General features: G+C 51.9%; 18 protein-coding genes. 8 read left to right on the forward strand and 10 right to left on the reverse strand.

The genetic code is table 11. The features are described 5' to 3' along the window. Positions 1-99: 99 nt before the first annotated feature. On the forward strand, positions 100-267 hold the full coding sequence (locus CRP01_RS42585; protein WP_170110689.1) for a hypothetical protein: 168 nt from the start codon (positions 100-102) through the stop codon (positions 265-267). Between the two features lie 12 nt (positions 268-279). On the opposite strand, the gene CRP01_RS35800 is transcribed toward CRP01_RS42585, so the two are convergent. Further along, positions 280-2,136, reverse strand: coding sequence for a patatin-like phospholipase family protein (locus CRP01_RS35800; RefSeq protein WP_170110690.1), 1,857 nt, complete (start codon positions 2,134-2,136; stop codon positions 280-282). A 310-nt stretch (positions 2,137-2,446) separates the two neighbouring features. Here CRP01_RS35800 and CRP01_RS35805 point away from each other — a divergent pair, with 310 nt between their 5' ends. Next, positions 2,447-2,950, forward strand: coding sequence for a DinB family protein (locus tag CRP01_RS35805; RefSeq protein WP_099154904.1), 504 nt, complete (start codon positions 2,447-2,449; stop codon positions 2,948-2,950). Positions 2,951-3,496: 546 nt separating this feature from the next. Here the strand turns inward: CRP01_RS35805 and CRP01_RS35810 are convergent. Further along, on the reverse strand, positions 3,497-4,687 hold the full coding sequence (locus CRP01_RS35810; protein WP_099154905.1) for an MFS transporter: 1,191 nt from the start codon (positions 4,685-4,687) through the stop codon (positions 3,497-3,499). A gap of 301 nt (positions 4,688-4,988) precedes the next feature. Between CRP01_RS35810 and hemW the strand changes: the two genes are divergently transcribed. Beyond that, positions 4,989-6,137 carry a radical SAM family heme chaperone HemW gene (gene hemW / locus CRP01_RS35815; RefSeq protein ID WP_099154906.1) on the forward strand — a complete coding sequence of 383 codons (1,149 nt, stop codon included), beginning with the start codon at positions 4,989-4,991 and terminating at the stop codon, positions 6,135-6,137. 14 nt (positions 6,138-6,151) lie between these two features. Here hemW and CRP01_RS35820 read toward each other — a convergent pair whose 3' ends face one another. Together CRP01_RS35820 and CRP01_RS35825 are read right to left on the reverse strand one after the other, a co-directional pair. After that, positions 6,152-6,922, reverse strand: coding sequence for a dienelactone hydrolase family protein (locus CRP01_RS35820; protein ID WP_099154907.1), 771 nt, complete (start codon positions 6,920-6,922; stop codon positions 6,152-6,154). 10 nt (positions 6,923-6,932) lie between these two features. Then, on the reverse strand, positions 6,933-7,223 hold the full coding sequence (locus tag CRP01_RS35825; protein WP_099154908.1) for a barstar family protein: 291 nt from the start codon (positions 7,221-7,223) through the stop codon (positions 6,933-6,935). Between the two features lie 602 nt (positions 7,224-7,825). Here CRP01_RS35825 and CRP01_RS35830 point away from each other — a divergent pair. The 3 genes from CRP01_RS35830 (at position 7,826) to CRP01_RS35845 (ending at position 12,438) form a co-directional block, all read left to right on the forward strand. Continuing rightward, on the forward strand, positions 7,826-9,136 hold the full coding sequence (locus CRP01_RS35830; protein ID WP_099154930.1) for a DEAD/DEAH box helicase: 1,311 nt from the start codon (positions 7,826-7,828) through the stop codon (positions 9,134-9,136). A 502-nt stretch (positions 9,137-9,638) separates the two neighbouring features. Then, the gene (locus CRP01_RS35840) at positions 9,639-10,514 is read left to right on the forward strand and encodes a cation diffusion facilitator family transporter (protein ID WP_099154910.1); all 876 of its coding nucleotides are present in this window, start codon (positions 9,639-9,641) and stop codon (positions 10,512-10,514) included. Between the two features lie 97 nt (positions 10,515-10,611). Further along, a complete protein-coding gene (locus tag CRP01_RS35845; RefSeq protein ID WP_099154911.1) occupies positions 10,612-12,438 on the forward strand; it encodes a glycoside hydrolase family 15 protein in 1,827 nt (608 codons plus the stop codon). 2 nt (positions 12,439-12,440) lie between these two features. On the opposite strand, the gene CRP01_RS35850 is transcribed toward CRP01_RS35845, so the two are convergent. Further along, a complete protein-coding gene (locus tag CRP01_RS35850; protein ID WP_099154912.1) occupies positions 12,441-14,696 on the reverse strand; it encodes a DUF5916 domain-containing protein in 2,256 nt (751 codons plus the stop codon). A gap of 255 nt (positions 14,697-14,951) precedes the next feature. Between CRP01_RS35850 and CRP01_RS35855 the strand changes: the two genes are divergently transcribed. Further along, positions 14,952-15,557, forward strand: a complete 606-nt coding sequence (locus CRP01_RS35855; protein WP_099154913.1) for a class II aldolase/adducin family protein — start codon at positions 14,952-14,954, stop codon at positions 15,555-15,557. A gap of 105 nt (positions 15,558-15,662) precedes the next feature. Here CRP01_RS35855 and CRP01_RS35860 read toward each other — a convergent pair whose 3' ends face one another. Then, the gene (locus tag CRP01_RS35860) at positions 15,663-17,369 is read right to left on the reverse strand and encodes a T9SS type A sorting domain-containing protein (RefSeq protein ID WP_170110691.1); all 1,707 of its coding nucleotides are present in this window, start codon (positions 17,367-17,369) and stop codon (positions 15,663-15,665) included. 83 nt (positions 17,370-17,452) lie between these two features. After that, complete coding sequence (locus tag CRP01_RS35865; RefSeq protein ID WP_099154915.1) at positions 17,453-17,869, reverse strand: DUF1330 domain-containing protein; 417 nt, start codon at positions 17,867-17,869, stop codon at positions 17,453-17,455. Between the two features lie 271 nt (positions 17,870-18,140). Here CRP01_RS35865 and CRP01_RS35870 point away from each other — a divergent pair, with 271 nt between their 5' ends. Beyond that, the gene (locus CRP01_RS35870; protein WP_099154916.1) at positions 18,141-22,187 is read left to right on the forward strand and encodes a VWA domain-containing protein; all 4,047 of its coding nucleotides are present in this window, start codon (positions 18,141-18,143) and stop codon (positions 22,185-22,187) included. A gap of 147 nt (positions 22,188-22,334) precedes the next feature. On the opposite strand, the gene CRP01_RS35875 is transcribed toward CRP01_RS35870, so the two are convergent. The 3 genes from CRP01_RS35875 to CRP01_RS35885 form a co-directional block, all read right to left on the reverse strand. After that, complete coding sequence (locus CRP01_RS35875; RefSeq protein WP_099154917.1) at positions 22,335-23,081, reverse strand: class I SAM-dependent methyltransferase; 747 nt, start codon at positions 23,079-23,081, stop codon at positions 22,335-22,337. 41 nt (positions 23,082-23,122) lie between these two features. Beyond that, complete coding sequence (locus CRP01_RS35880; protein ID WP_099154931.1) at positions 23,123-24,349, reverse strand: RNA polymerase sigma factor; 1,227 nt, start codon at positions 24,347-24,349, stop codon at positions 23,123-23,125. A gap of 72 nt (positions 24,350-24,421) precedes the next feature. Beyond that, on the reverse strand, positions 24,422-24,775 hold the full coding sequence (locus CRP01_RS35885; RefSeq protein WP_099154918.1) for a YciI family protein: 354 nt from the start codon (positions 24,773-24,775) through the stop codon (positions 24,422-24,424). Positions 24,776-24,853: the final 78 nt, after the last annotated feature.

Raw genomic sequence — 24,853 nt, forward strand, 5'->3', positions numbered from 1 at the left:
ACCTTAACACAATCAGACTTGCAGAACTCGGCTTCCCGCTGTACATTTGTCCTTGTTTAGAATTTGTCTAATTAAAGATAAACAGCAGACGCAAGCCATATGAAGGCCCGAAATATCACTACTACTGTTGGTTACGGACTGGAAGAACTTACCGCTTTACCCTTTCCCCTGCCCATCATCCAGGGCAAAAAGCTCAAAAAGAAGTGCTGCAAGAAATTCAAGAAAGGGAAACGCTGTAAAAAGTGCCCGGGAAATAAGCACAAGTAAATTCCATCTTTTCTATTTTGGCTGGTTGTGCTCGAATTTTTCGTAGAGCCAATGGGGATGGTTATTGAAGTGCTCCCAATCAGCCATAAGGTTTTCGAATAAGCGATCCAGATCGTCTTTCCATTCCAGTTTATTGTACGCTTCCGGATAGGCCCTCAATTCACACAGATATACGAGTAGGTTATAACAAATGGTAAACTGGCCGTCGGTCACCAGATCTTTGAGCCGATCTCCGTGCTTCACTCCAATCCCACGGTCCTCGGGTGTAAACCATAGCGTTGTCCCCATATCGGAGGCATTCTCGGCTACCTCCTGCAACTTGGGTGAAGGCTGCCTCAACACATCGGGGTATTTAATCACCGGTTTTCCTTCTTCCGCCCGTTTTTTATTATCCCGGTCCAGAAGGTTCTTTTTCACTTCCGAAGGTCTTAGTTCGTATACGATATTGGCAATGCGCCGGTAATCCCAGTTTGCATCGTCGTAAATTTTGGCATAGGTCAGCCGGCGGATCTGCTTCAGAAAAATGTCGTTCACCATTTTCAGAACGGAACTGATGCGGTCCCTCAACATCGGCTCCAGCACATAAACCCGCAGATGGGTAAAGTAATGAAGATACTTTTGGAAATAGGCCGGCACCTGCTGCTTGATGATATTCCGATTGAAATAGCGGATCAAAAGCAGCAACAGGAGCGCGATCGTTCCGACCGCTACCCCCGGGACCAGCAACAGGAATTTCACCGGATCGGAAAGCTCGATCAATTTGAGTCCACTCAAAATGACCGGAATGATCAAGAGCAGAGCTAAAAGGCCAGTCAAGGTCAAAATCTTATACAAGCGCTCAATGCTGGAATTTTGAATACCGGTAAAGACCTCATCTTTGCGGGAAGCCAGCTTAAGCGGCACTAAAAAGGGACTGGCTACATCGGAAATGATGATCAGGTCCAGTTTACGATCCTTCTCACCGGTCAGCGTCATCGAATAGACCGGGTCGGTAAGATCTTCGGTGTCCAGCTCCTGCGCCCGACGCTTCTCCGAAAGGATGATACTCTCGACGCCCTGGTTATCGACGATACCACCGTCCATCAGGGCCATCGGCTCGGGATAGATATAGGCTTCCGGTTTATCATCCATATAACGGTCCGATTCTATTTCCCTGGGGATCTCTTTCAGGGTTTCGAGACTCCGCAACCTGGTGAGGTATTGATTATCCGGTCCGATATAATCCTGCGGAAACGCCAGCGGCGCGAAACCGGCCGGGAAGCAGGAGGAGGAAGCGATGATGTCCCCCAGACGTAATTCCTTGGCCGCGGCCGAAGGAATTCGCCGAAACCAGTTGCCGATGATCCCTTCGTCATCCAGTGTTTTCTGAAAGCGGAAGGCCAGACCGTAATCAAACTCCGTAGCGTTAAAAATTACTTCTTCCAGGTGCGTCTTGCCCTGATAGAATAAATTGAAGGAGCGATTTTCACTGAGTCCGAAAAGCTTTTCCTGGTAGACTTTGGCGAAAGAATTGATCACATTACGTCGCCGTTCACTCTTCCATTCCTTGCGGTCTTTCAGCTTATTCAGGCCGGCTTCGATCAGATCCTCATCGGCCATAAAATCCTTCAGAGCGTGGTAAAATGTAGCAAATTCCTCGTCGGTCTGCAAGCGGGTATCTCCTACCACATTTTGGGATTCCCAAACGGAATGAGCGTACAGCACTCCGGTGAAGGAGCCACCGGAAATGGTGGACAAGACTTTTATATACTCAATTAACGGCCGGTCTCTGAAATGGATCCGGCGCAGATAGGAAAGTGTTCCCAAGTGAAAGGAAGCAGCCCGGTATCCGCCTCCGGAGAGACAAATTGCAGTTTGCTTAAAGGGCATAGTAGGGTATTCGGCGGAGGCCATAAACTGGAATGTTTAGTAGTTAAATTAAAAAAATACTTTTTCAGTGCTACCGGTGCCCAGCCGTTAACGATACGGTCAGGCGAAAGAAAACGCGGCTGGAACTTTTTACTGTAGAAGAAACGGCCATTAGTCAGGCCGGAGAGGCATGTTGGACAACAGGCATTAAATGTAGTGCCCAAAATCGATTTTAGGAAAAAATGAACAAATTTTATCGCCGGATTTTCGCTTCAAAGTATTCTACTTAATTTTCAGTCTGCTTATTTCTAAAACGCTAAATTACCGAAGTATGTCCGCTCAAGCCATTACCGAAGCCCTCGTAACCGAGGTCAATTTTCGCTTATTTGAAGAATGCGTGCCGAGGATCAAAAACTGCCTGGAGCGTCTGCCGGACGAAAAGATCTGGTGGCGTCCCAATACCTCCTCCAACAGCATTGGCAATCTCATCCTGCATTTGTGCGGTAATGTCCGCCAGTGGATCATCAGCGGAGTAGGCGAAGAAACGGACGTCCGTCGCCGTTCGGAGGAGTTTGACGAACGGGGCCCCGTAGCCCGGGAAAAACTGTTAGCACTGCTGGATGCGCTCGAACCGGATGTACGGCGGGTACTCGCCAAAGTGGACCCGGAAGATCTGATGACCGTCAAACCCGTTCAGGTCTACGAACACACCGTCCTGACCATGCTCGTCCACGTTACGGAACATTTTTCCTACCATACCGGACAGATCGCCTGGATCACTAAAATGCTGAAGGATGAAGATCTCGGATTCTACGCTGGTGAAGACCTTGGATAAAGTGGTTTTTGCGGGCCCGGAATGGGAGTTTTTGGTTCCGCGCAAGCTTTTTTTAAAAAAAATGAAAAAAAATTTGAAAAAAAACTTCGGAAAAGTTGCTGGAATCCAGCTTTAAAATACAGGAATTAAACTCTATTTCAATATTAAAAAACTACAAATCAACTGCTTACATATTTTATAACTCAAATTAAAATCACACAAAAACACTAAAATGTACTATCATAAACCTTAATCCTTCCCCATATTTGTATCATCAACAAAAACGAACAGATCAATAATTAATAATAAGGCGACCTAATTTAGTTTTTAAGTTTTTATTCGAACAATTATAATCCCGTGAACAAAAACCCTCAAGCCCTAAAGATTTAAGAGGGCATCAAAGGATGACCTCTTTTTTTGGTATGTAGATAGCCTCTCAAAGCTCTTTTGGAAGCCGGTTAGCTTAGCTGACCGGCTCTTTTTTTTGGTAGTAGAATAAAGTTCTACGGCGAAACGCAGGAATTGTTTCCTTTTCTTCCCAAAATGTTTCCATCCGGAAACGACAGCCTATTCCACCTTCACCTTTCCGGCCTTAAATCGCAACACAAAATAGATCGAGACCAGTATGCCGATTGCCGATGGAACGTACCAGATCTTTTGCCAGAGAAAGGCGCCGGAAGAGGTCGTGAATAAAGTCACCACATTACCCGCCAGAAAAGATCCGATCAGCGTACCCAGTCCCAGGGTCAGGAAGGTATAAAAGCCCTGGGCCGTACTGCGCAGCGATACTGGCACACGCTCGTTGAGATAGATCTGCACCGACAGGCCGGAAAAAACGAACGCAAGCCCGTGCAGCAGAATGGCCGTATAGATCACCCAGGACAGATCGCCGCTGTCGCCGTAGGCAAATAGTAAGTAACGTGCCCCCCAGGTGAACAACCCGATAAAAATGGTGACCTTCAGACCGAAACGATTGATGAACCACGGCAGGATCAGCATGAACATAATTTCCGATACCTGCCCCAGCGACATTTTACCAGCGGCGTTCTCGATACCGATCTCATTCAGGTAGGGATTAACGAAACTGTAATAAAAAGCGATCGGAATGGAGACCAGTACCATGATCAGCATCAGTATGGTGAACGACCGGTCCCGAAACAGTTTTCGCACTTCGGGGCCGATCCAGTCCCTCATGCTCACCTTGTTGCCCTGGGGAGGGGTTTTCGGTAAGGTCAGACTGTAGATCCCCGCGAAGAAAGAAGCCCCCGCCCCGATGTACATCGGTGTCACCTCCGTTTCGATATCCAGATAACCAACCAGCAATCCCGCCACGATCCAGCCGAAAGTCCCCAGCGAACGCACCCGGGGAAAATCACGGGTCGGACGCTGTAGATGGTGAAAACACAAAGCGGCATTCAGCGAAAAGGTGGGCATATAGGTGAAGGTATAGAGCAGAATGAGCGGATAGAACGGCCAGAAGGTTTCAAAATAACTGGCACTCAGCAGCAGGGCGGCGCCACTCAGGTTCAGAATGGACAACAGCTTTTCCACCGGGAAATGACGGTCGGCCAGCATCCCGAGCAAAAAGGGAGAGACCATGGCGGCAATGGCGGTGGTACCGTACACCAGACCGACCTCCTGACCGCTGAAGTGCAGCGTTGTCAGCAGGTAAGTTCCCAGCGTGACAAAATAACTGCCCCAGATGAAGAACTGCAGGAACATCTGGAAAGCCAGCCGGACGTGTAGCGTTTTGGGCATGATCTAGCATAGGTTGCGGGTTGCCGGCACGTTGGCGCTTGGGAGGTACGATTGATCCGGTCCGGAGGACCTGTTCCTGTATCCATTGCACCACGCCCGGAGAGGCAATGCCTCACAGCCCGAATTAGACAGCCGCAAATTAACCAATTATTAGGCGGTAATTTATCCCCCTGAGATAAATTCAAAAGATTGGTACCAGTGAGCGAAGAAAAAAGCCTTACTTTAGCAGTTGAAAGGAGCAACGCGAGAAAACTTGTACGGCGCTTCCAGCAAAACCATAATTTATTTCACCTAGAACCTTATGCCCGGCCTCTACCTGCATATACCATACTGTAAACAGGCCTGCCACTACTGTAATTTCCACTTTTCCACTACCCTACACAATCGGGACAGCATGATCGATGCCATAGTGGAAGAGATGAAATTGCGCCGGGCAGATCTACCGGATCAACCCCTCCGATCCATCTATCTCGGTGGCGGTACACCCTCGCTGCTCTCCGGTGCCGAACTGGAGCGCATTTTCCGGCAGATCCACGAACTGTTCCAGGTTGACGATGAAGCGGAAGTCACCCTGGAAGCCAATCCGGACGATCTCAATCAGGATAAGATCAAACAACTGTGGGCATCTCCCATCAACCGCCTGAGTATTGGCATTCAGTCCTTTTCCGAAACCGATCTCCGGTTCATGAACCGGGCCCACAATGCCATCGAGGCCCGGGCCTGTATCGAATACGCCCAGGATGCGGGCTTTGAGAACCTCAGTATTGACCTGATCTACGGCGCTCCCACTACTTCGGACGAACAGTGGGCCCGCAATATCGAGATCGCGTTGGATTACGATATTCCGCACCTTTCCTGCTATGCCCTTACTGTAGAACCCCGCACGGCACTGGCTCATTTCATTCAGAAAGGCAAGGTGAAAGATGTGGATGAAGAACAGACCGCCCGGCAGTTTGAATACCTCATTGCCGCCCTCCGTTCGGAAGGTTACGAGCACTACGAGATTTCCAATTTTGCCAAACCCGGCTGGCGCGCCAAGCACAACAGCAGTTACTGGCTGGGCAAACCCTACCTCGGGATCGGCCCCGCCGCCCACTCGTTTGACGGTGAGCGCACCCGCCGCTGGAACGTAGCCAACAATGCACGCTACATGAGCGGTATGGAACTCTGGAGTAACGATCCGGAGCAGATCCCACCGGACCTGATCGAATTCGAAGTGCTGACGGATGACCAGCGCTACAATGAATACGTAATGACGTCCCTACGTACTTCCTGGGGACTGGATCTGGATTACCTCCAAAATATCGGCGAGCAGTATCCCGACCATTTTTTGCAGAATGCCCAGGCCTATCTGGATGCCGGCCACCTTTCCCGCAAGGGCAACACTTTCCGACTGACCGAAGATGGCAAACTCCTGGCCGACCGGATCGCCATGGAGGTATTTGTGTAGATTATTCCCGCCCGTTATTCAGCCAGACTCTCATCGAAATAATCCATGACCTCCGCTAAGGCCCGGGCCGTGGGATGCCCCGCTTCGTCTACAAAATCGAGCGTAAGAATGGAGTGCCCCATTCCGGGCAGCGTGTGCAGGATGATCCGTTTTTTATCATCGGTATTGAAGGTGCGATCCAGTGCCTTCATTTTGCTGTTTCGGCACAGTATATCGCCGGCAAAGCGGCCGCAGTGCATCGGACCGAGGCGGTCCAGTCTTTCTTTGATCACCGCTATTTCCTCTTCGGAAAGCTGGAGCCTTCTCTGCAGCACGAGAGGCACCGCCGGCTGACTGGCAAAACTGGCCAGTACCGCTTCGTCCGCCATCAGCGCGATGGCAAAATTGCCGGTCAGGCACATACCGATAGTAGCTACGCCTTTGGCACCGTGCTCCTCTTTGACCTTTTGGCAGAGTGCCTTCAACCAGTCTACCACCGGACTCGAACGCCCGGAAGCGAATAAATTGAACTCCTTTTGCATGCACATCACCCGCACGAAGTTTGCGGGCATATTGGTCGTACCGATCGCTCCGAACAAATGTGGTAAAAACACTTTATATCCCCGGGCCACAAATCTATCAGCGAGGGCCAGCGTTTCCTGCCCGATACCCGGTAGTTCCTGGATGAGGACCAGCAACTTTCCCGATCCCCGGCTGTACACATCGTGGGTGACCTGATGGCCGCCCCGGACCGGTGCGGTAAAGCTATTTTTTTCGTATTGATCGATCTGGATGGGTTTGTTCATCGGTTATGGTTTATTCTAATTTCAAGGTAAGCTTAGGGTTACTTTCGAATAGGTCCATAATGGCGTTCAGATTCCTGGGCCTAAGTTTTCGTTTACTGACTGCGGAATTTTGCCAGACCAGCGTAAAAGGCTCCTGATGATTAAGCAGGCCGTAACCTCCTTCCAGCGCATCTTCCAAAACGTCCCAATTGTCCAGTTCCAGTTCTGCACCAAATCCAAAGACCTCGCGTACGGTGGCGACGAAAGTCGGAATAGAACGGAAATCCCGACCATTTAGGTAAAAAACCTGTTCAAGTTTCATTATGAATTGATCCTGATAGGGGCCGCATTTGGCATCCGCAGGGAACTACTCAACCTGAATAAAAAACCGGGAGTGAGCGGCATGCCACCAATTGCAGCTCCAAGTTAGCAAATAATTTAGTTTATACAAAAGGATCAGACAATGACATTGAACCTTAGCTCGACTTAGCATTTTCAATGATGGGGTTCAGCGCCCTCGCAAAGCTGTAAGCTAATTTTAAAACGTACTATCGTCAACCGGATGTTTTAAGATCGCTCTTTGAATTTGCCGTCTCACTTGATGGAGGAACCCCATTTTATCTCCAGGGCGATGCTCTTATCCATGTAAGCGGCGTAGCAGCAAAAATATTTGTAGATCAGTAACGGGTTTTACATCGAAGGGCGTAGCCCTGGCCATGTATTAACCTGGAGTGTCCGTTTTCCTATTCTATTTACCCGACGCAACATAAAATGCTAAAGTGAGCTTAGAGAGTGTTCGCGTCGGCAGGCTACGGTGAGTACCCACCTGCCGGCCCCAAACATCGGTTTAGGACCGGATAAAACCTAATACCTCGCAAAAAACGAGATCACCCGATGTCAAGTATTTCTCCTACCTTTGCGGCTATGATCAGCGACATTAAGAATCAAAGAGAAATACTGGACAAACTGGGTATCGAACAGCTCAATCCGATGCAGGAAGAAGCCAAACTGGCCATTCATTCCCTGCCGGAAGTCGTGCTGCTCTCCCCTACCGGCACGGGTAAGACCCTGGCTTTTTTACTACCCATCATCGCCGAACTGGATCCCGACTGCGCCGAAGTACAGGCCCTCATTCTGGCCCCTTCCCGGGAACTCGCCATTCAGATCGAACAGGTCGCGCGGGACATGGGTACCGGGTATAAGATCAATGCCGTTTACGGTGGCCGCCGGGTATCGAAAGATAAACTGGACCTGCAACACACGCCGGCCATTCTGATCGGCACGCCGGGGCGGGTGGCCGATCATCTGCGCCGCGGTACGTTTACGGCAGAACGGATCCGTACACTGGTGCTGGATGAATTCGACAAATCCCTGGAGATCGGTTTCGAAGAGGAAATGTCCGAGATCATGTCTAACCTGCCGGAACTCGAAAAGAAGATCCTGACCTCCGCTACCCAAAAAGTGGAGATCCCGGATTTTGTCGGTCTGAAAAAACCGACTTATATCGACTATCTGGAAGACGGTATCGCCAAGCTTCAGATCAAAACCATAATCTCCCCCGAAAAGGATAAGCTGGAAACATTGGGGAAAGCCCTGCGTCACCTCGGCAACCAACCGGGTATCGTATTTCTAAATTTCAAGGATTCCATCCAGCGGGTTAGCGATTACCTGACCGAAAAGGGGATCCATCACGGTTGCTTTTACGGTGGCCTCGACCAGCTGGACCGGGAACGGGCCCTCATCAAATTTCGTAACGGCACCCACCAGCTCCTGCTGGCTACCGATCTTGCCGCCCGGGGCATCGACGTGCCGGAGATCAAATTCATCATCCATTACCACCTGCCACTGCGGGGCGAGGAATTCGTGCACCGCAACGGTCGTACCGCCCGCATGCACGAAGAGGGTACGGCCTATGTACTAAAGTGGGCCGAAGAAGAATTGCCCGACTTCATCCAGGATCCGGAAGTGGAAGAACTGGAAGAGGCACCGCTTCCCGATCCGTCGTCCTGGAAAACAGTATTTATTTCCGGCGGCCGCAAGGATAAGATCTCTAAAGGCGACATCGCCGGTTTATTTTTCAAACAGGGCGAACTCAAGCACAACGAGGTCGGGACAATCGAACTGAAACAGGACTGTGCTTTTGCTGCCGTCAAAGCCGACCGGGTAGATCAGTTGATCCGGAAAGTGGACAACAGCCGGCTGAAACGTAAAAAAGTCCGCGTGACGGTCGTTTAGCAGAGCCTCGTGCCCAGAGGCTTTACCGGACTTTGTAATTTTTCCGCCATCTCCTCCTTTTGACAATTCTCCGACTAACTACCGGCCCTCCGCATTTGTTATACTTACCAAATGTCCGGCAACCGGCTTTGGTATATCCGAAGATTAGACAGAAAATTTACTTGTCAACCGCATTAAAATTAGAGGTCGATAAAAAATTGTCTAGAATAGCATATAGAGCGGTGTTGCATTTTCCCTTGAGCCCAATTTATTGTAATGACATCTCGGTAGGCGGGCTGGGAAGCGGGCAAAATGGGGGGAGCCCAGACGGGTTCGTACCTCTCGGGAGCCGGATGAGTGGGAAGGATAATTTTGTCCGGCGTTTTGGGTACTTTTTTGCGCAAAAAGTACCGACAGAATTTAATTCGATTGTCCTGGACCTTTCACCGGATATTGCCCCCAAATCCCGACAGATGTCTTACTTTTGGCCCCTCAAAAAGGGAGCGATCCGCACGATAAGCGTATGAACGATAACCGACAAAAGGCGATAAAGACCACCTACCTCAGCATTCTCGGGAATGCGCTGCTCGCGCTGGTCAAGGGATTTGCCGGGATTATCGGCAACTCCTACGCCCTGGTGGCCGATGCGATCGAATCCACAACGGACGTTTTTTCCTCTATTCTGGTTTTGATCGGGCTGAAATACGCTACCAAACCCGCCGACGAAAACCACCCCTACGGCCACGGCAAAGCCGAACCTCTCATTACTTTTGCCGTAGTGGGCTTTCTGGTTGTCTCCGCTACCATCATCGCCTACAAAAGCATTCAGAATATTCAGACGCCGCACGAAATGCCCGAAAAATATACTCTCATCGTACTGGCCGCGGTCGTGATCATCAAGGAAGTTTTTTACCGGATCGTCAACCGGAGGGGGGAAGAGACCAAAAGTACATCCCTAAAAGCCGATGCCTGGCACCATCGCAGCGACGCGATCACTTCGCTCATGGCCTTCATTGGGATCTCGATCGCCATTTTCCTGGGGGACGGTTACGAAAATGCCGACGACTGGGCGGCGCTGTTCGCTTCGGGCTTCATCATCTACAACGCTTACCTGATCTTCCGGCCGGCCCTGGGCGAGATCATGGATGAACACCTGCACGATGACCTTGTGGAGCAGATCCGGGAAATTGCCGTCCAGGTGAAAGGAGTTGTGGATACGGAAAAATGTCACGTGCGCAAATCCGGACTCTTCTACCACGTTGATCTGCATCTGGTAGTCAATGGGAACCTCACCGTCAAACAGGGCCACGATATCGCCCACGATCTAAAACGGGAACTGCAGGAAAAACTTCCGGAGATCTCCGACGTGCTCATCCACGTGGAGCCGGATGAATATTAGGGGTGTCTCGTTTGTGGGAAGCAAGCAGGAAATGTAAACTTTCAGGCGGTCCTCTTGTTTCCCTTCCGGAACATAAAACGACAAACACCATCTCTTCATGTCATACCTGCCCATCGAAAGTTACGGCTTAATCGGAAATATGCGATCCGCCGCACTGGTGGGTACCAACGGTTCCATAGACTGGTTCTGTTTTCCCCACTTTGATTCTCCCAGTCTTTTCGCCGCTATGCTGGATGATAAAAAAGGCGGGCACTTTCAGATCGAACCCGCTTCCGGCGAATACCACCCAAAACAATTTTACTGGCCGGATACCAATATCCTCATTACGCGTTTTCATTGCCAAAACGGCATCGTGGAAGTAACGGATTTTATGCCGGTGGGCGAAGGCGTCCGGGACGAAAAGGACTACCATCTCATCCGGATCGTCAAGGGAATCCACGGAAAAGTGAAGATGAAAATGACCTGCCGACCTGCATTTGATTACGCCCGGGCTACCCACGAGGTTTCCATCAACGATAAAGGAGCCAGCTTTCACAATGACCAGTTGAGTATGGCGCTGTCCAGTTCCGTTCCGCTGAGTAGGGATGATCAGGCCGCTATCAGCGAATTTGCACTCCAACAGGAAGAAGTTGCCGTCTTTGTATTCCATAAGATCGGATCCGGAGAAGGTTGCTCCTTCCAGTTGTCAAGAGAAGAGGCGGAAGGATCTTTCCGAAATACGATCCGATTCTGGCGGGACTGGATCGCCCAGTCCCAATACAAAGGACGCTGGCGGGAGACCGTCAGCCGTTCGGCCCTTATTCTGAAATTGCTGACCTTTGAGCCCACCGGAGCGATCGTAGCCGCTCCCACCTGCAGTCTGCCCGAACACATCGGCGGAGAACGCAACTGGGACTACCGCTACACCTGGGTGCGCGATGCCGCCTTTACCATCTACGCCTTTATGCGGATCGGCTTCACCACCGAGGCGGCGCAGTTCATGAACTGGATCATGGAACGGTCCGACGGGCCGGATGATACCGGCGCCCTGCAGATCATGTACGGCATCGATGGACGTAAAGACCTCTCCGAAGAGCATCTCGACCACCTGGAAGGCTATCGGGGATCTTCTCCGGTCCGGATCGGCAACGGAGCTTTCAATCAGTTGCAACTGGACATCTACGGCGAATTGATGGATTCCGTTTACCTCTATAACAAATACGGCTCACCGATCTCCTACGAACAGTGGCAGATCATGACCAAGCATATCGAATGGGTCTGCCGAAACTGGCAAAAAGAGGATGAGGGGATCTGGGAAGTACGCAGCGGCCGGCAACATTTTGTCTATTCCAAAATGATGTGCTGGGTAGCACTGGATCGGGCCATACGGCTGGCCCGGAAGCGCTCGCTACCCGCCGACCTCGCCCGCTGGACCGAAGTGCGCAACGACATTTACCGGGAGATCATGGAAAAAGGCTGGAGCGATAAACTGCAGGCATTCGTACAGTACTACGACAGCGAAACCCTGGACGCCGCCAACCTGATGATGCCTCTGGTTTTCTTCCTATCTCCTACCGATCCCATGATGCTGAAGACTCTGGAGGCCAGCATGCAGTCTCCCGACCAGGGCGGTCTGCTCACCAATAGTCTGGTCTACCGCTACAATAATCAGCACGTTTCGGATGGTCTGGATGGCAAAGAAGGCACGTTCAACATTTGTACCTTCTGGATGGTAGAAGCCCTGACCCGGGCCGGAAAAAATGATCCGAAGAAGCTGGAAGAGGCCCATCTGATGTTCGAGCAGATGCTGGGTTACGCCAATCATCTCGGCATTTTTTCCGAACAGATCGGGCTGCGGGGCGAAGCGCTGGGTAACACTCCCCAGGCCTTCACGCACCTCGCCCTGATCAGTGCCGCCTACAATCTGGATAAAGCCCTCGGATAGCTTTATAAATTTAACCAGTACGTGACTTTCGCCACCAGTGAGCGGTTACGCACGCCGAAGGGCTGGCGCGGGTCCGTCAGGTAATTATCCGTATACACCAGGAAAAAGTCGGACACCGGCTGGAAACGCCATTGAAAACGGGCGTTGATATTGAGATTATCCAGTTGATTATTGTATTGAATAAAAGTGGTCAGGAAGACCTTTTTGGAAAAGGTCAGGTCGATCCGTGGCCCCACCAGCCAGATACTCGCCGGCCGGAAGGGAGCATCCAGCTCCACGTAGTTGTAGCTGTAGTTAAGCGCGATGGCTCCGTAGGGCTGGTACCGGAAATTGAGACTGCCCCCCATTCCGGCAATAAATCCATTGTAGAACTGACCGATATTCGGTTCCAGCGTATAAAAGATCTTCTTGCGCTGATCGGACGTATATTCCCCGTTCAGGCTGAAAAAATGATAGTCGCTACCGGCCGGCAGCACTACTCCGTCCTCCTGCAGGCGGGTAGGATCGAAATCCGCCAATAGAGTGAGGTCGTCTTCCTGCAGATTGATGGTCCCGCGCGTGTTGTTCTTGAACTGGAACTCCCAACTGATCTCCGTTTGTCTTTCGGACAGACCGTATTCCGGAATGATGGTATTGCCGTCCTTGCCGATCTGCAGAAAAAAACGGGTATCCACATTGATGCTGTGTTGATTGAAGATGCCGCTTTTTGGGAAAAAGAAGAGTTGAAATTCCGGGCTCATCAGAATATAATCGCGACGGGGCACAAATCCGACCTCGGCGTCAAAACCATTGCCGACCACATTATGGGCCCATTCCAGACGGTAGCGGCGGCGTTGGTATTCGATCTGGCCGCCCTGGGCAAACTGATGGTCCTGCTTGTCGGGCGTAAAAGCCCGGTGGTAATAGAACTTCCCTTTCCAGCGGTTATCGGGAGTTGCCAGTCGGTATTCCAGACCGGCCACCCTGTTGAAAGCACTGAAATCGCCCTGATAATCATCCTTATTGACGGCAGATTTATTGACAAATATGAAGGACAGGTTGGAACGGCTGTACACCTGCTGCTGCAAAGCGGCCACGGTGTAATTGAACGAAGGCAGGCCGCTCTGTTCCAGCGGAGCGCTTTGCATATTGAGCAGACCCACCCGTAAGCGCTCGTGCAGTTTACCGCTCAGCCGCGCACCGTAGTAGATCGGATTGAGTACATTGAGCCCGGTGCTTGTATCCACGGCGATCCCGATCCGCCGCGAGAAAAAGGGATTGTTCCGCGTCTGCCCGAAACTGCCGAACAGGTCCGCATTTTCCAGAAAGAATTGCCGACGTTCCGGAAAGAAGACCTCAAATCGGTCCAGATTGGTCACCTGCTGATCGACTTCCACCTGGGAGAAATCCGGATTAACGGTCAGGTCCAGGTTGAGGGCCGAACTCAGCGCCACTTTGGCATCCCCGCCGATCCCCAGATTCCAGTCCGGTCGCTGCTCCGTAGGATCTTCAAAATCCCGGGCCATTCCCACATTGACGTAGGGAATGACGGAAATATTCGCGCCCGGTTTACGCAAAGGTTCGTCCCAGACGATGCGCCCCATAAATCCCAGGTCCATGGTCAGGAAATTGCGGGGGATTGGATGCCAGGTAGACCATTCGTTGTGTTGTGTATCGTTGCGGTAACAATTAAAGCGCCATTCGGTACTGCCCTCCTTGAACCGCAAAGTTTTGAAAGGAATGGCAAACTCCGCCGTCCAGTAACCCGGATGTTTTACAGCCTCTCCGTACCATTTGTTATCCCAGGAAGAAACAAAATCATTCCGGATGCGCCCACCGTTGGCGATCAGGGCTTCCCGTTGCACGCCGTAGGGATTCATCCCGAAAACGAAGGCGTTGTTCTGATCACTGTACGTATCGAAGACCAGGGTAATGTTATCGGCGGCGGAAAAAGAATAGTCCCGTTTCAGGGAAGAGACCACGAATTCATCGCCGGTCGTCTCGCACCGGATACCCACGTAGAGGAACTGATCATCGTAGGTCATGCGCAGTTCCGTCTGCCCCTTGGCCGAAGAGCTATCCATAGGGAAATACTGCCAGAAGGTGCCGGCCCTTTCCTGCTCCTGCCAGACGGCATCGTTCAGCTCTCCGTCAATGAGGATCTTCTGCCCGGTGCGATGGATGTGAATGGTCGGTGTTTCCGCCGGCATTTCAAATTGGGCAAAAGCTGCCGCCTGACTGATCACCAGCCACATTAAGCTCAAGATTACGTTTTTCATACCAGTTTACTTCGCTATTCTTTAGGATAGCGGTTTAATATTAACAGATCCGTTGCGGCCAGGGCTTTATCGAAGTTTCGACCAACAAATTTAAAAACCTCTTAACCTACAGCTTGCGTTTTAGCGATAAATATTGCTTTATTTCGCAGTAACCGGCTAGTCACCACACCAGTTTGCGGGTACTTCCCTGCGTAGGACGCAAGTGGCAGCGGCCGGCATTACCGCACAACGGATTTTATTGCAAAAGATCGGAAGATGAGTATATCGGAAGAGGGTTATATAAAATTCCAGGCAGACTGGCAGCAGGCGCCGCCTTTTCCCTGGGAAGAACTGAGTGAGCTCGACCATTGGCGAAACCGGATGTACACCGCCGGCCTGATCGGTGCCTATCCGGACGGTATCGGATTCGGCAATATCAGTTGTCGCCGGCAGCAAACGGATCAGTTTTTTATTAGCGGCTCGGCGACGGGGAATTTCCCCCGACTGAAGGCGGATCATTACAGCTTAGTAACGGAGGTAGATATCGACCAAAACCTGCTGCGTTGCCGCGGTCCGATCATTGCTTCTTCGGAATCCATGAGCCATGCGGTCATCTATCGGGAATGTCCGACCGTGCACGGCGTTATCCACATCCATAATCTGGACCTGTGGGAACGGCTACTCCACCGGGTACCCACCACGGATGCCGGCGCTACCTACGGCAGTCCGGAAATGGCCTACAGCATCATCGACCTGCTGCAGCATTCCGACCTGCCCGAAAGTAGGATCTTTGTCATGGAAGGGCACCGGGAAGGGGTCTTTGCCTTTGGGGAAAGCTTGAAAGAAGCAGCCGGAGTCATTGAAAAATACTTCCAGGGGTAATATTGAATAAGCCGAAAAATTGCGGCTCCTGTATCCGGTTAGCTTAGAACAATTCCAGCTACACAATCCCGCAATCTTTCGGCCTAATGCTATCAGAAAGTCTAATTATTGTTTAATTATTTTGGTCATTCCCTCCTGTTCGCCGATAGCAATTTTCACCAGATAGGTTCCGGAAGGCAAGCTGGTCAGATCTACGCGACTCTGATAGTTTTCCGGGATCACGGAGATCAGCTGCCGCCCGGAGAGAGAATAAACGATCACGTTCTTGATCTCTTCTTTGCTCTGTATATTCAGAAAATCCACCGTCGGATTGGGATAAATATTGACGTCAAGGATCTCCAGGTCAACTACCCGCGTAGTGCCCGTAAACACAATATCATCAAATAGCAGGGTGAAATCGGCACCGCCGTCTCCAACCGTTCCAAGGTCATATATTATGGTTATTCCCGTGTAAACGGCATCCGTCATTCCGGAAAAATCGAAGTCCAGTTCTTCCCACTCGTTGGCTACAGTGGTCGTAGCGGATACCTCCACCGGCACAGCGCCTTCGAGTTTTAATAATACCGGAGCTCCCACGCGGTTGGAATAAACTTTCATGCTAATGGAAGTATTACCGGCAAAATCTATGGGGCCACCGAGCGACAGCGTACTGCCGCCGAAAACCTCCCCGGCAAATTTCACCATTTGTCCGACCTTAGCGCTCGTATTGATCCCGGAGGATTGGGGATTGTCAATGATGGTAGCAACGCCACCGCCAAAATCCGCAAACACATAATTTAAAGAGGTGGATTCGAAGTCAATCGGGATCTGGACGCTTTCACTATCGTCCATTGTCAATGCGATATCGTCAAATAACAGGGTGAAATCAGCGCTTCCATCACCCACAACACCCAGGTCGTAAATAATGGTAATAGCCGTATAAACACCACCGGTGAGGCCGTTAAAATTAAATGTCAATTCTTCCCATTCGTTCGCTACGGTCGTTCTGGCCACCACTTCCACCGGGGCCGGACCCTCCAGTTTAAAAGTGACCGGGGCATCGATCCGGTTGGCAAACACTTTCATGGAGATCGCATTATTATCTCCGAAGTCAATAGGTCCGCCTAATGCCAGGGTACTTCCGCCGTATACTTCTCCGGCGAATTTCACCATCTGTCCGACTTTAGCACTGGTATTGATGCCCGAAGATTGAGGATTATCAATAACGGACCCAACACCGCCGGCGAAATCGGAAAAAACATAATTCAGCGTATCTGATTCAAAATCGATGGGCAGCCGCACGCCTCCTTCGGCTTCGACCGTGGTAAATTCAATATCATCGAACAGTAGGATAAAATCAGCGCTTCCATCGCCCACAACCCCCAGATCGTAGATGATGGTAATTCCGGTGTATATGCCTTCGGTAAAGCCATTAAAATTAAAAGTCAGTTCTTCCCATTCGTTCGCTACGGTCGTTCGGCTGGTCACTTCGGTTGGAGTTGGACCTTCCAGTTTAAAAAGCACCGGAGCATCGACTCGATTGGAGAACACCTTCATTTTTATGGCATTATTATCTCCGAAATCAATAGTATCCGCCAGTACCAGCGTACTGCCTCCAAAAACTTCTCCGGCAAACTTCACCATCTGGCCCACCTTGGCACTGGTGTTGATCCCCGAGACCTGAGGATTATCGATAACCGTGGCCACTCCACCCCCGAAATCGGAAAAAGAGTAAATGCTGGCTTCGGATTCAAAATCAATAGGAATTTCCGGTTGGGCAAAGGCTATTGTCGTAGATAACAACAACATAATCAGTAAAGAGAGGTCTTTCATGGTGGTAGTCATTTTAATAGATTGGAATAAAAGGTTATTTGAATTTTCCCCTCTTATTAAATAGAAAACCCCACAATTTGTTCTCACATTGTTTCGATCGGCAACAGGCGGGAATCCTCCAATGCGGCCGTCCGATGGCCAACGCCCCGCAGATAGGCCTCGTTGCGGGCAAAAGCCAGGAATTTATCGACACTGGCGTGGCGCACCAGCAGTACCTCATCCCAGCCTTCGCCTTCCGGACCGATCAAAAACGGTCCGCCTTTACCCTGAAAAAGGACTTCTCCACCGGCTTCCTCCAGAAAAGGCCTGGTGTGTGCCATATACGATCGGTAGGCAGCTTTGCCCGATACGGGCTGCTTGGGAGCGAGTTCCGGGCTGTCCGAATAATCGGCAGTATCCCGAAAGCGGAGTAAGTTCAACATCACCACCGGCCCGGAAATACCCCGCATATAAAAGGCCCGGCCGGCTTCCTGCGTAGCGTCCAGATATGTTTTTTTCATTTTCGCGCTTTTATTTTTTCAATTCCCGTAACGACTTTCTGCCTCGGCGGATAAAGTTAAGAAACAGTTTTAAAACCTCTCGCTGGTCTCCAAAGCGCGGATTTTACCACCACTCTGCACCTATTTTTAACTCCGTAGCGCTGCTATGTAGTGAAAAATAGCTTTCGATTGGCAGAAAAATCCGGGCTTTTCGCCAGCAGCAGAAGTTCTAAAGCAGTTTCTAACAAATCTCCCCAGCAAGGAGGCTATAATCACAACCACCAAAATACCTATGATGATGAAAACTACCTTATTCCGCAGGATCAGAAATGGCCTGCTTTTATTTTTCCTTACCCTCGTCACTCCCTTTTTCCTCTCTGCCGGCAGCGGCAGTATCGTACCCGCACCACCCAACGCGGCCGGCATCAAGGGATTGATGAATTTCACGGTTAATTTCCGGTATGTGCCCACTGCGGCCGATATTACCGACCTGCAAAATGCCCTGCGCGTAGCCAATGACGTTATTTGCGATGCTACCGACGGGCAGATCGTATTTGGTACCGTTACCATCACTTCCGGTGCCGTCAACGAAGCCCAGGCCGATATCTGGGTACTGCCCGATCCCGGTCGTTCGGGAGTGAGCTTCTGGTCCGACGGCAGTGGCTTCGGACGCAACGGCTCCCACATTAACCTGTTCAGCAACGGCATCGAGGGGCGGGTGATCGCCCACGAGCTGGGCCACCTGGCTTTCGGTCTGGGTGACGAATACGATGAGCAATGCCGCTGGGGAGGCCCCTGTGGTATTGGACCGGCAATCGATCCCGCGGATGTGGACGACCGCAACAATACCCTCATGGCCAACCACCTCACCATGAGCGAACTGACTGTAGCCGCCAATCACGATCCGCTGGTCGGTGACGGCAGCGGTTGCCCGGATACGGAAACCTGTACGGATATGGGCCTCTGCACCGGCGATGCCTGTACTGGTTATAACGGGAGTACCGGCCGCTACGAAGCCAGTCAGCACACGCTGATGCACGCCGGAAAATCCGATTGGGAGATCCTGGATCAGAATTACTCCGCACTGGGATTGACGGTACCGGCCCTGCCGACCGCCGCACCGCCCGCTGACTGCCGGGGATTTCTGAGTTTTGATGTACAGACGGAAGGCTCCAGCCTCGTGGTGCTGGCATTTGACCGCTCCGGTAGTATGCAGATCCAGGATGTAGGGGACCGCACCCGCCTGCAATTTGCCCAGGCCGCCGGTCGCGCTTTCGTTGACCTGCAACAGAATAAAAATATCGATCTGGGTATCGTATCCTTCAGCAGCACCGCTACGACCAACCGCTCGGTTGAGGACCTGACCCCGGCCAACGCCAGCTCTTTTAAAGCCAATATCGATGCGCTGGTACCGGGCGGCAATACCGCCATTGGCGACGGATTGATCGAATCCAGAGTACAACTTCAGATCGCCCAGGCCATCGCGGAAGCCGGCGGAGAAACGCTGACCAACCCGACGGTCTTCCTGCTTTCCGACGGACAGAATAATCGCGGAGCCGATCCCGATGCCGTGGCGGATAACCTTATTTCCGCTGGGGTGACCATTCACTCCATTCCCGTCGGTAACGGTGCGGATACGGACCTGCTCGCGGAACTGGCTTCGGAATCCGGCGGTCAGATGCTGCCGGCCTATTCCGACGATATGATCCCCGCGATCTACGCCGAACTGGCCGCCCACCAGCAGGGATACAGCCTGATCAACAGTTCGGTAGGTTTCGAAGAACACATCTTTTTTGAATTTCCTTCTCCCTCCATGGTCATTGACCTGCCCGTAGAGAAGGGATCCGACGTACTCACCATTTTCCTCGGATTGAAGCAGATCGAAAAGATTAATATTGAGAACGAAAATATCGGACGCAGTGTAGACCTGGTCGACCCAAACGGCAATAAGGTGCCGGACTCCCAGTTCAGCATCATCAACGATGCGTTCTACCGCATTCTTCACATTCAGAATCCCCAACCGGGCAATTACAAACTCTATGTCCTGAACAGTCAACTGACGACTGCGGACCTCAATGTGGTCAGTTTCCTGGAAAACCCACTGCCCGACTTTTATATCGACGCCGTACCCAGCATTATTGATGCTCCCCAACCGATTATGATCTCCGGTATGGCTAGTTTCGGCGTCACCCTGTTTGACCCCAACATCAAATACGAAGGCCTGGTGATCCGTCCGGACCGTTCCACTGTACCGGTCAACTTGAACGTCAACATGATGACGGGCGCGGTCGCTACCGATTTCAACAGTTTCAACGGCGGCGGTACCTACACCGTGATCATTAAGGCATCCGTACCCCGGCTGGCGCGTTTGACGCCCGGCGAGTCTATTTTTGAATCCGATACCGAATACAGCATTGATGTAGACGACTTCGTGCGGGTAGCTTCCACTTCTTTTATTCTGAACACTCCGGGCAGTTGTGGTCCGTGTGACAACAAGGACTGTGACGGCGACGGCATCCCGAATGAATTTGAGGACGCCTATCCCGATCAGGATCCGGATAATGACGGGATCCCCAACAGCTGTGACGAAGACAGTGACGGCGACGATATTCCGGATGCCCAGGAACAGGATTTCGACCTGAATCAGAACGGTGTACCCGATGTATACGAATGGCCGGAAGGACTGGCCTGCAACGAAGATTCCGAATTTGAGATCACCGATGTGGTGGTAGAAGAACCGGATTGTGACGCCTCCAACGGAGCGATCAGCATCAAAGTGAAAGGCGCCAAGGGTAAAGTAAGCTACCGCTGGTCCCATGATCCCAAGCTGGATAAGGCCAAAGCGGGCGATCTGCCGGCATTCATCTACGCCGTGACGGCTATCGATGAAACGGGCTGTGAGCGCACGGCTACCATCAATCTGACGGAAGACTGTACCAGCTTCACCCCGGTCGGTGACCTGCCCGTAATCGTCAGCTGCCCCGGAGAGATCCCGCAGGGATGCGTATTCCCGGTAACCGTAACGGTTGATCTGACCGGAGCCGTAGCGCCCGATGACCGCCTCGGTAGCTTTACCGGAGTGATGACCTGGAATCCGACCAGTGTAGAATATGTCGGCCCGGCCGATATCCTTTCCGGTTTCAACGGATTCATTAATCTGGATGCCGCCAACGGACGCCTGATCTTCAACGGCGCCAACTCCGCCGGGATCGACGGTATCATGGATATTTTCCGCGCTAAATTCCAGGCAATCGGTCCGGTCGGCACCACCGATCTGGTGAAGGTACAATTCCTCTCCTTTGCCGCAGCCAACACCTTTACGGACCTGATCCCCGAACTGGCGCTGCAAATGTGCGAATTCGAGATCACTCCGGCCGGTATCCTCGGCGATGTCAACGGTGACGGCATTGTGACCTCTACGGATGGTAATATCATCCTATCCGCCGACGCGGGTATCAGCCTGCCGCCGGCCATCCAGGAGATCGTAGACAACGGCTTCGGAGATGTTAATCAGGATGGCGTGACCAACGCTACCGACGCCCTGATCGTACTGACTTACGACGCTCAGCTACCGGTACCGTATCCGGTGGGTGAAGCATTCTGTCCATCAGAAAAAGCCAGTGATTTTCTTGGACTGGACACCCGCAACGTGCCGGTGATCGATGTACACCTGCGCCCGCAACCCGTAGCGGATCACGAGCAGTGGGTGAACCTGACCGCCACGGCGGACCTGACCCAACTGGAAGAGAAACTGGGTAGCTACAAAGCCGTGATCACCTGGGATCCGAACGCCCTGAGTCTGCTCCGCCACACCGGAGGACATACCGCCGGATTCGGCTCACCAACCGTAAACGACCGCGAAGTGAACGAAGGCAAACTGGTGATCACCCACGCTAATGCCAACGGTATGAGCGGCCTGATCAACCTGTTCCATCTCCAGTTCGAGAACCTGCGGGAAGGTGGTCTGGAAAGCCTCAAAGTTCACTTTGAGAACATGGCTACCGCGGATACCTTTGAACCGCTTCAGGTCAATATCCCATCCGCAGCGGACCTGCCTAATCTGCCGGCAGAAGTCAGCATATTCCCCAATCCATTTACGGACCGGGTACAGCTGGCCTACGAACTGCCGGAAGCGGCAAACGTCCAGATCACGGTCCACAACCTGATGGGACAACAACTGGCCACCGTAGCCAGCGGCCCGCGGGATAAAGGTGCCCATCGTCTCGAATGGCGGACGTCAGACGTACCGGATCTTTCTTCCGGACTCCTACTGTTCAAAGTAAAAATGGGTGAAACCGTCATCACCAAACGTGTGATGTACGTACGCAAAGGGAAGTAATCAGCAGCCGGGTATCCGCTGGCGGATACCCGGCCCCCTGACTCCTGTCCCCTGACACCTAAAACCTGACACCCATTTTCCAAAATACTATTTGAGTTATGTGTGTAATGACGAAAGCCGGAGGTAACTATCTCCGGCTTTCTTTTTTTATTTCCGGAGTATTAAGATGATTCTCCGGGACCGGGTGTCGAAGTCTTCTTGCTTCCAGCCTCCCAGCACAGTTTCGATCTGCATCCCGGAACCCTCCACCATGCCCGCCAGATCCCCGTAATGATAACTATACATCGTAAACGGCGCATCGTACCGCACGCCGTCCTTCAGGTAGATCCGCCGGTTGGTAGTCGTACCCGCTACCGGATCGAAGCTTATCCGGTCGATCATCAGATCGGTTCCTTTTTCCGTTACTTCACAGGGAACGAGATGATTGAGTACCTGATCCCGGTTGCGGGTATCAATAAAGGCCCGGCCGCCCGGCTTCAGGGCTTTACCGATGCGCCGGAATAATTCGCGGCCATCCGTTTTATCGAAAAAGCCGAAGGTATTGAAGAGCAATAGAACGGTATCGAAAATTGCTTCGAACCCGATGTTGAGAATGTCTCCTTCAATATATTCAATGTCCAGGCCCGCAGTGCGAGCCTCTTCCCGGGCGATGGCGATAAACTGACTGTTCATATCGACGCCGCTTACCCGGTGCCCGTGCCGGGCCAACCAGTTGGCGTGGCGGCCGTGGCCGCAGGCGAGATCCAGTATGTGGCTAGACGGTGCCATCCGGCAGTGGTGAGTAATGTATTCGCACTCAGCGGCGGTCCTTTCTTCGGTCAGACTATCGCCGTAAAAATGCAGGTAGAGGTCGCTTCGGTGGAGGTCATTGATCGCTTTTTGAGGGGTGCTCATGCGGTAGTTAGCTTACAGGTTAGGGAATTGGGATGAACTGCTTATCCCAGTTGATCGATCTTTCTGCTGATCAGTTCCCGATCGGCGTCAGTACCGGCCAGATCGAGCGCTCGTTGCAGGGCTTCTTTAGCTTTTAACGGCTCCAACTCCCGGTAGAGTTCCCCCAACAGCACAAAATAGAAGTGGTTCTGCTCCAGTTGAAGTTTTTCCGCCTCCCGGATGGCCAGGTCATAGCCGCGGGCTTTTGCCAGGGCGAAGGTGCGGTTGAGAGCCGCTATCGGAGAATAGGCTATCTGCAGGAGGCGATTGTACAACTGTAGGATATTTTCCCATTTCTCCGGACTTTCTTCCGGCCGGGTATGCCAGTAGGCTATATTGGCCTCAATGTGGTATTTGGAGAGCTGATGGCCTCCGGAAGCCTCGCGAAGATAGTGAACGCCGCGGGAGATCAATTCCTGGTTCCAGAGCGATCGGTCCTGATCCTCGTAAAGCACCATGGCCCCGTTCGCCTGTTTCCGGGCCGGAAAGCGGGAGCTGTGAAAACACATCAGCGCCAGTAAGGCCATAACTGAAGGTCGGTGGGGCGAATCGAACGCCAGCAGCAGATAGGTCAGGCGCATGGCTTCCAGGCACAGGTCTTCCCGCAGAATAGCCTCCCTGCTTTCGGAATAATAGCCTTCACTGAACAGCAAATAAAGGGTGGTGAGCACGGTAGCGAGTCGTTGCTCCAGATCCTCGTTTTCCGGAAAGCTGAGATCTTTCTTTTCCCGGCGCAGTTTTTCCCGGGCGCGGTAAAGACGTTTGTTGATCGTATCCTTGTTGGCCAACAGGGCATTGGCAATCTCATCGATCCCAAATCCACAAAGGATGCGCAAGGCCAGGGCGATCTGGGCTTCTTGGGGGATCACCGGGTCACAGATAGCGAACAGCATCCGCAACTGGCTGTCCTGAATATTGGCCTCAGACCAGTCGATGTCCGGATCCGGGCGTTCCGGACCGGGCTGGAGCTGTGGTGCGATCTTATTGGTAAAGAGCTGGTCTCGTTGCAGCAGGTTTTTCGTCTTATTTTTGGCAACCGTATACAACCACGCGCTGGGATTGGCGGGTATGCCCCGGTGCGGCCAGGTCTCCAGGGCTGCGGCAAAAGTATCGCCGGCGATATCTTCCGCCACTTCGATCTGATGCAGGCCGAAGTGCTTACAGAGCACGGCCGTTATCTTACTGAACTCGGTGCGGAAAAGGTGAGGAATGAGGTCTGCTTGTTCCACGGAAGGTGAGTTGACGATGGTCCGCTGCCACCGGGTGACCGGCAACGGACCATCGAATTTCATTAGGAAGGATTAATGAGTACCGTCCTGTTTTGCGATCTTTCTTACTTCAACGCTATTGCCCGGCCCCTGCAGTACCGGACTGCCTTTGGCAAATTCCACGGCTTCTTCCACCGATTCGGCCCGGACCATGATGTAACCGCCAATCGTTTCTTTAATATCGCCAAAAGGGCCGTTGGTCACCACATTATCGGGCCAGACCACCCGGGCGTCGTCAAAAGGCAGACCGTTGCTGCCCACAAATTTATTCTGCGCCGCAATACTCCCGATCCAGTCCATGGTCTGTTTCATCCATTGCTGCATTTGTTCGGGCGAAGCCTGCTTGGAGCCATCTTCGTGGCGGAAGATCAACATAAATTCATCCATTACCTGTGCGATTTTAGTTATCAGTTAATTGATTACACCCTGATAACAAATGGATATCCGGGAATTGGACAGCCCGGG

The sequence above is a fragment of the Flavilitoribacter nigricans DSM 23189 = NBRC 102662 genome (assembly GCF_002646595.1).
GTDB classification, from domain to species: domain Bacteria; phylum Bacteroidota; class Bacteroidia; order Chitinophagales; family Saprospiraceae; genus Flavilitoribacter; species Flavilitoribacter nigricans.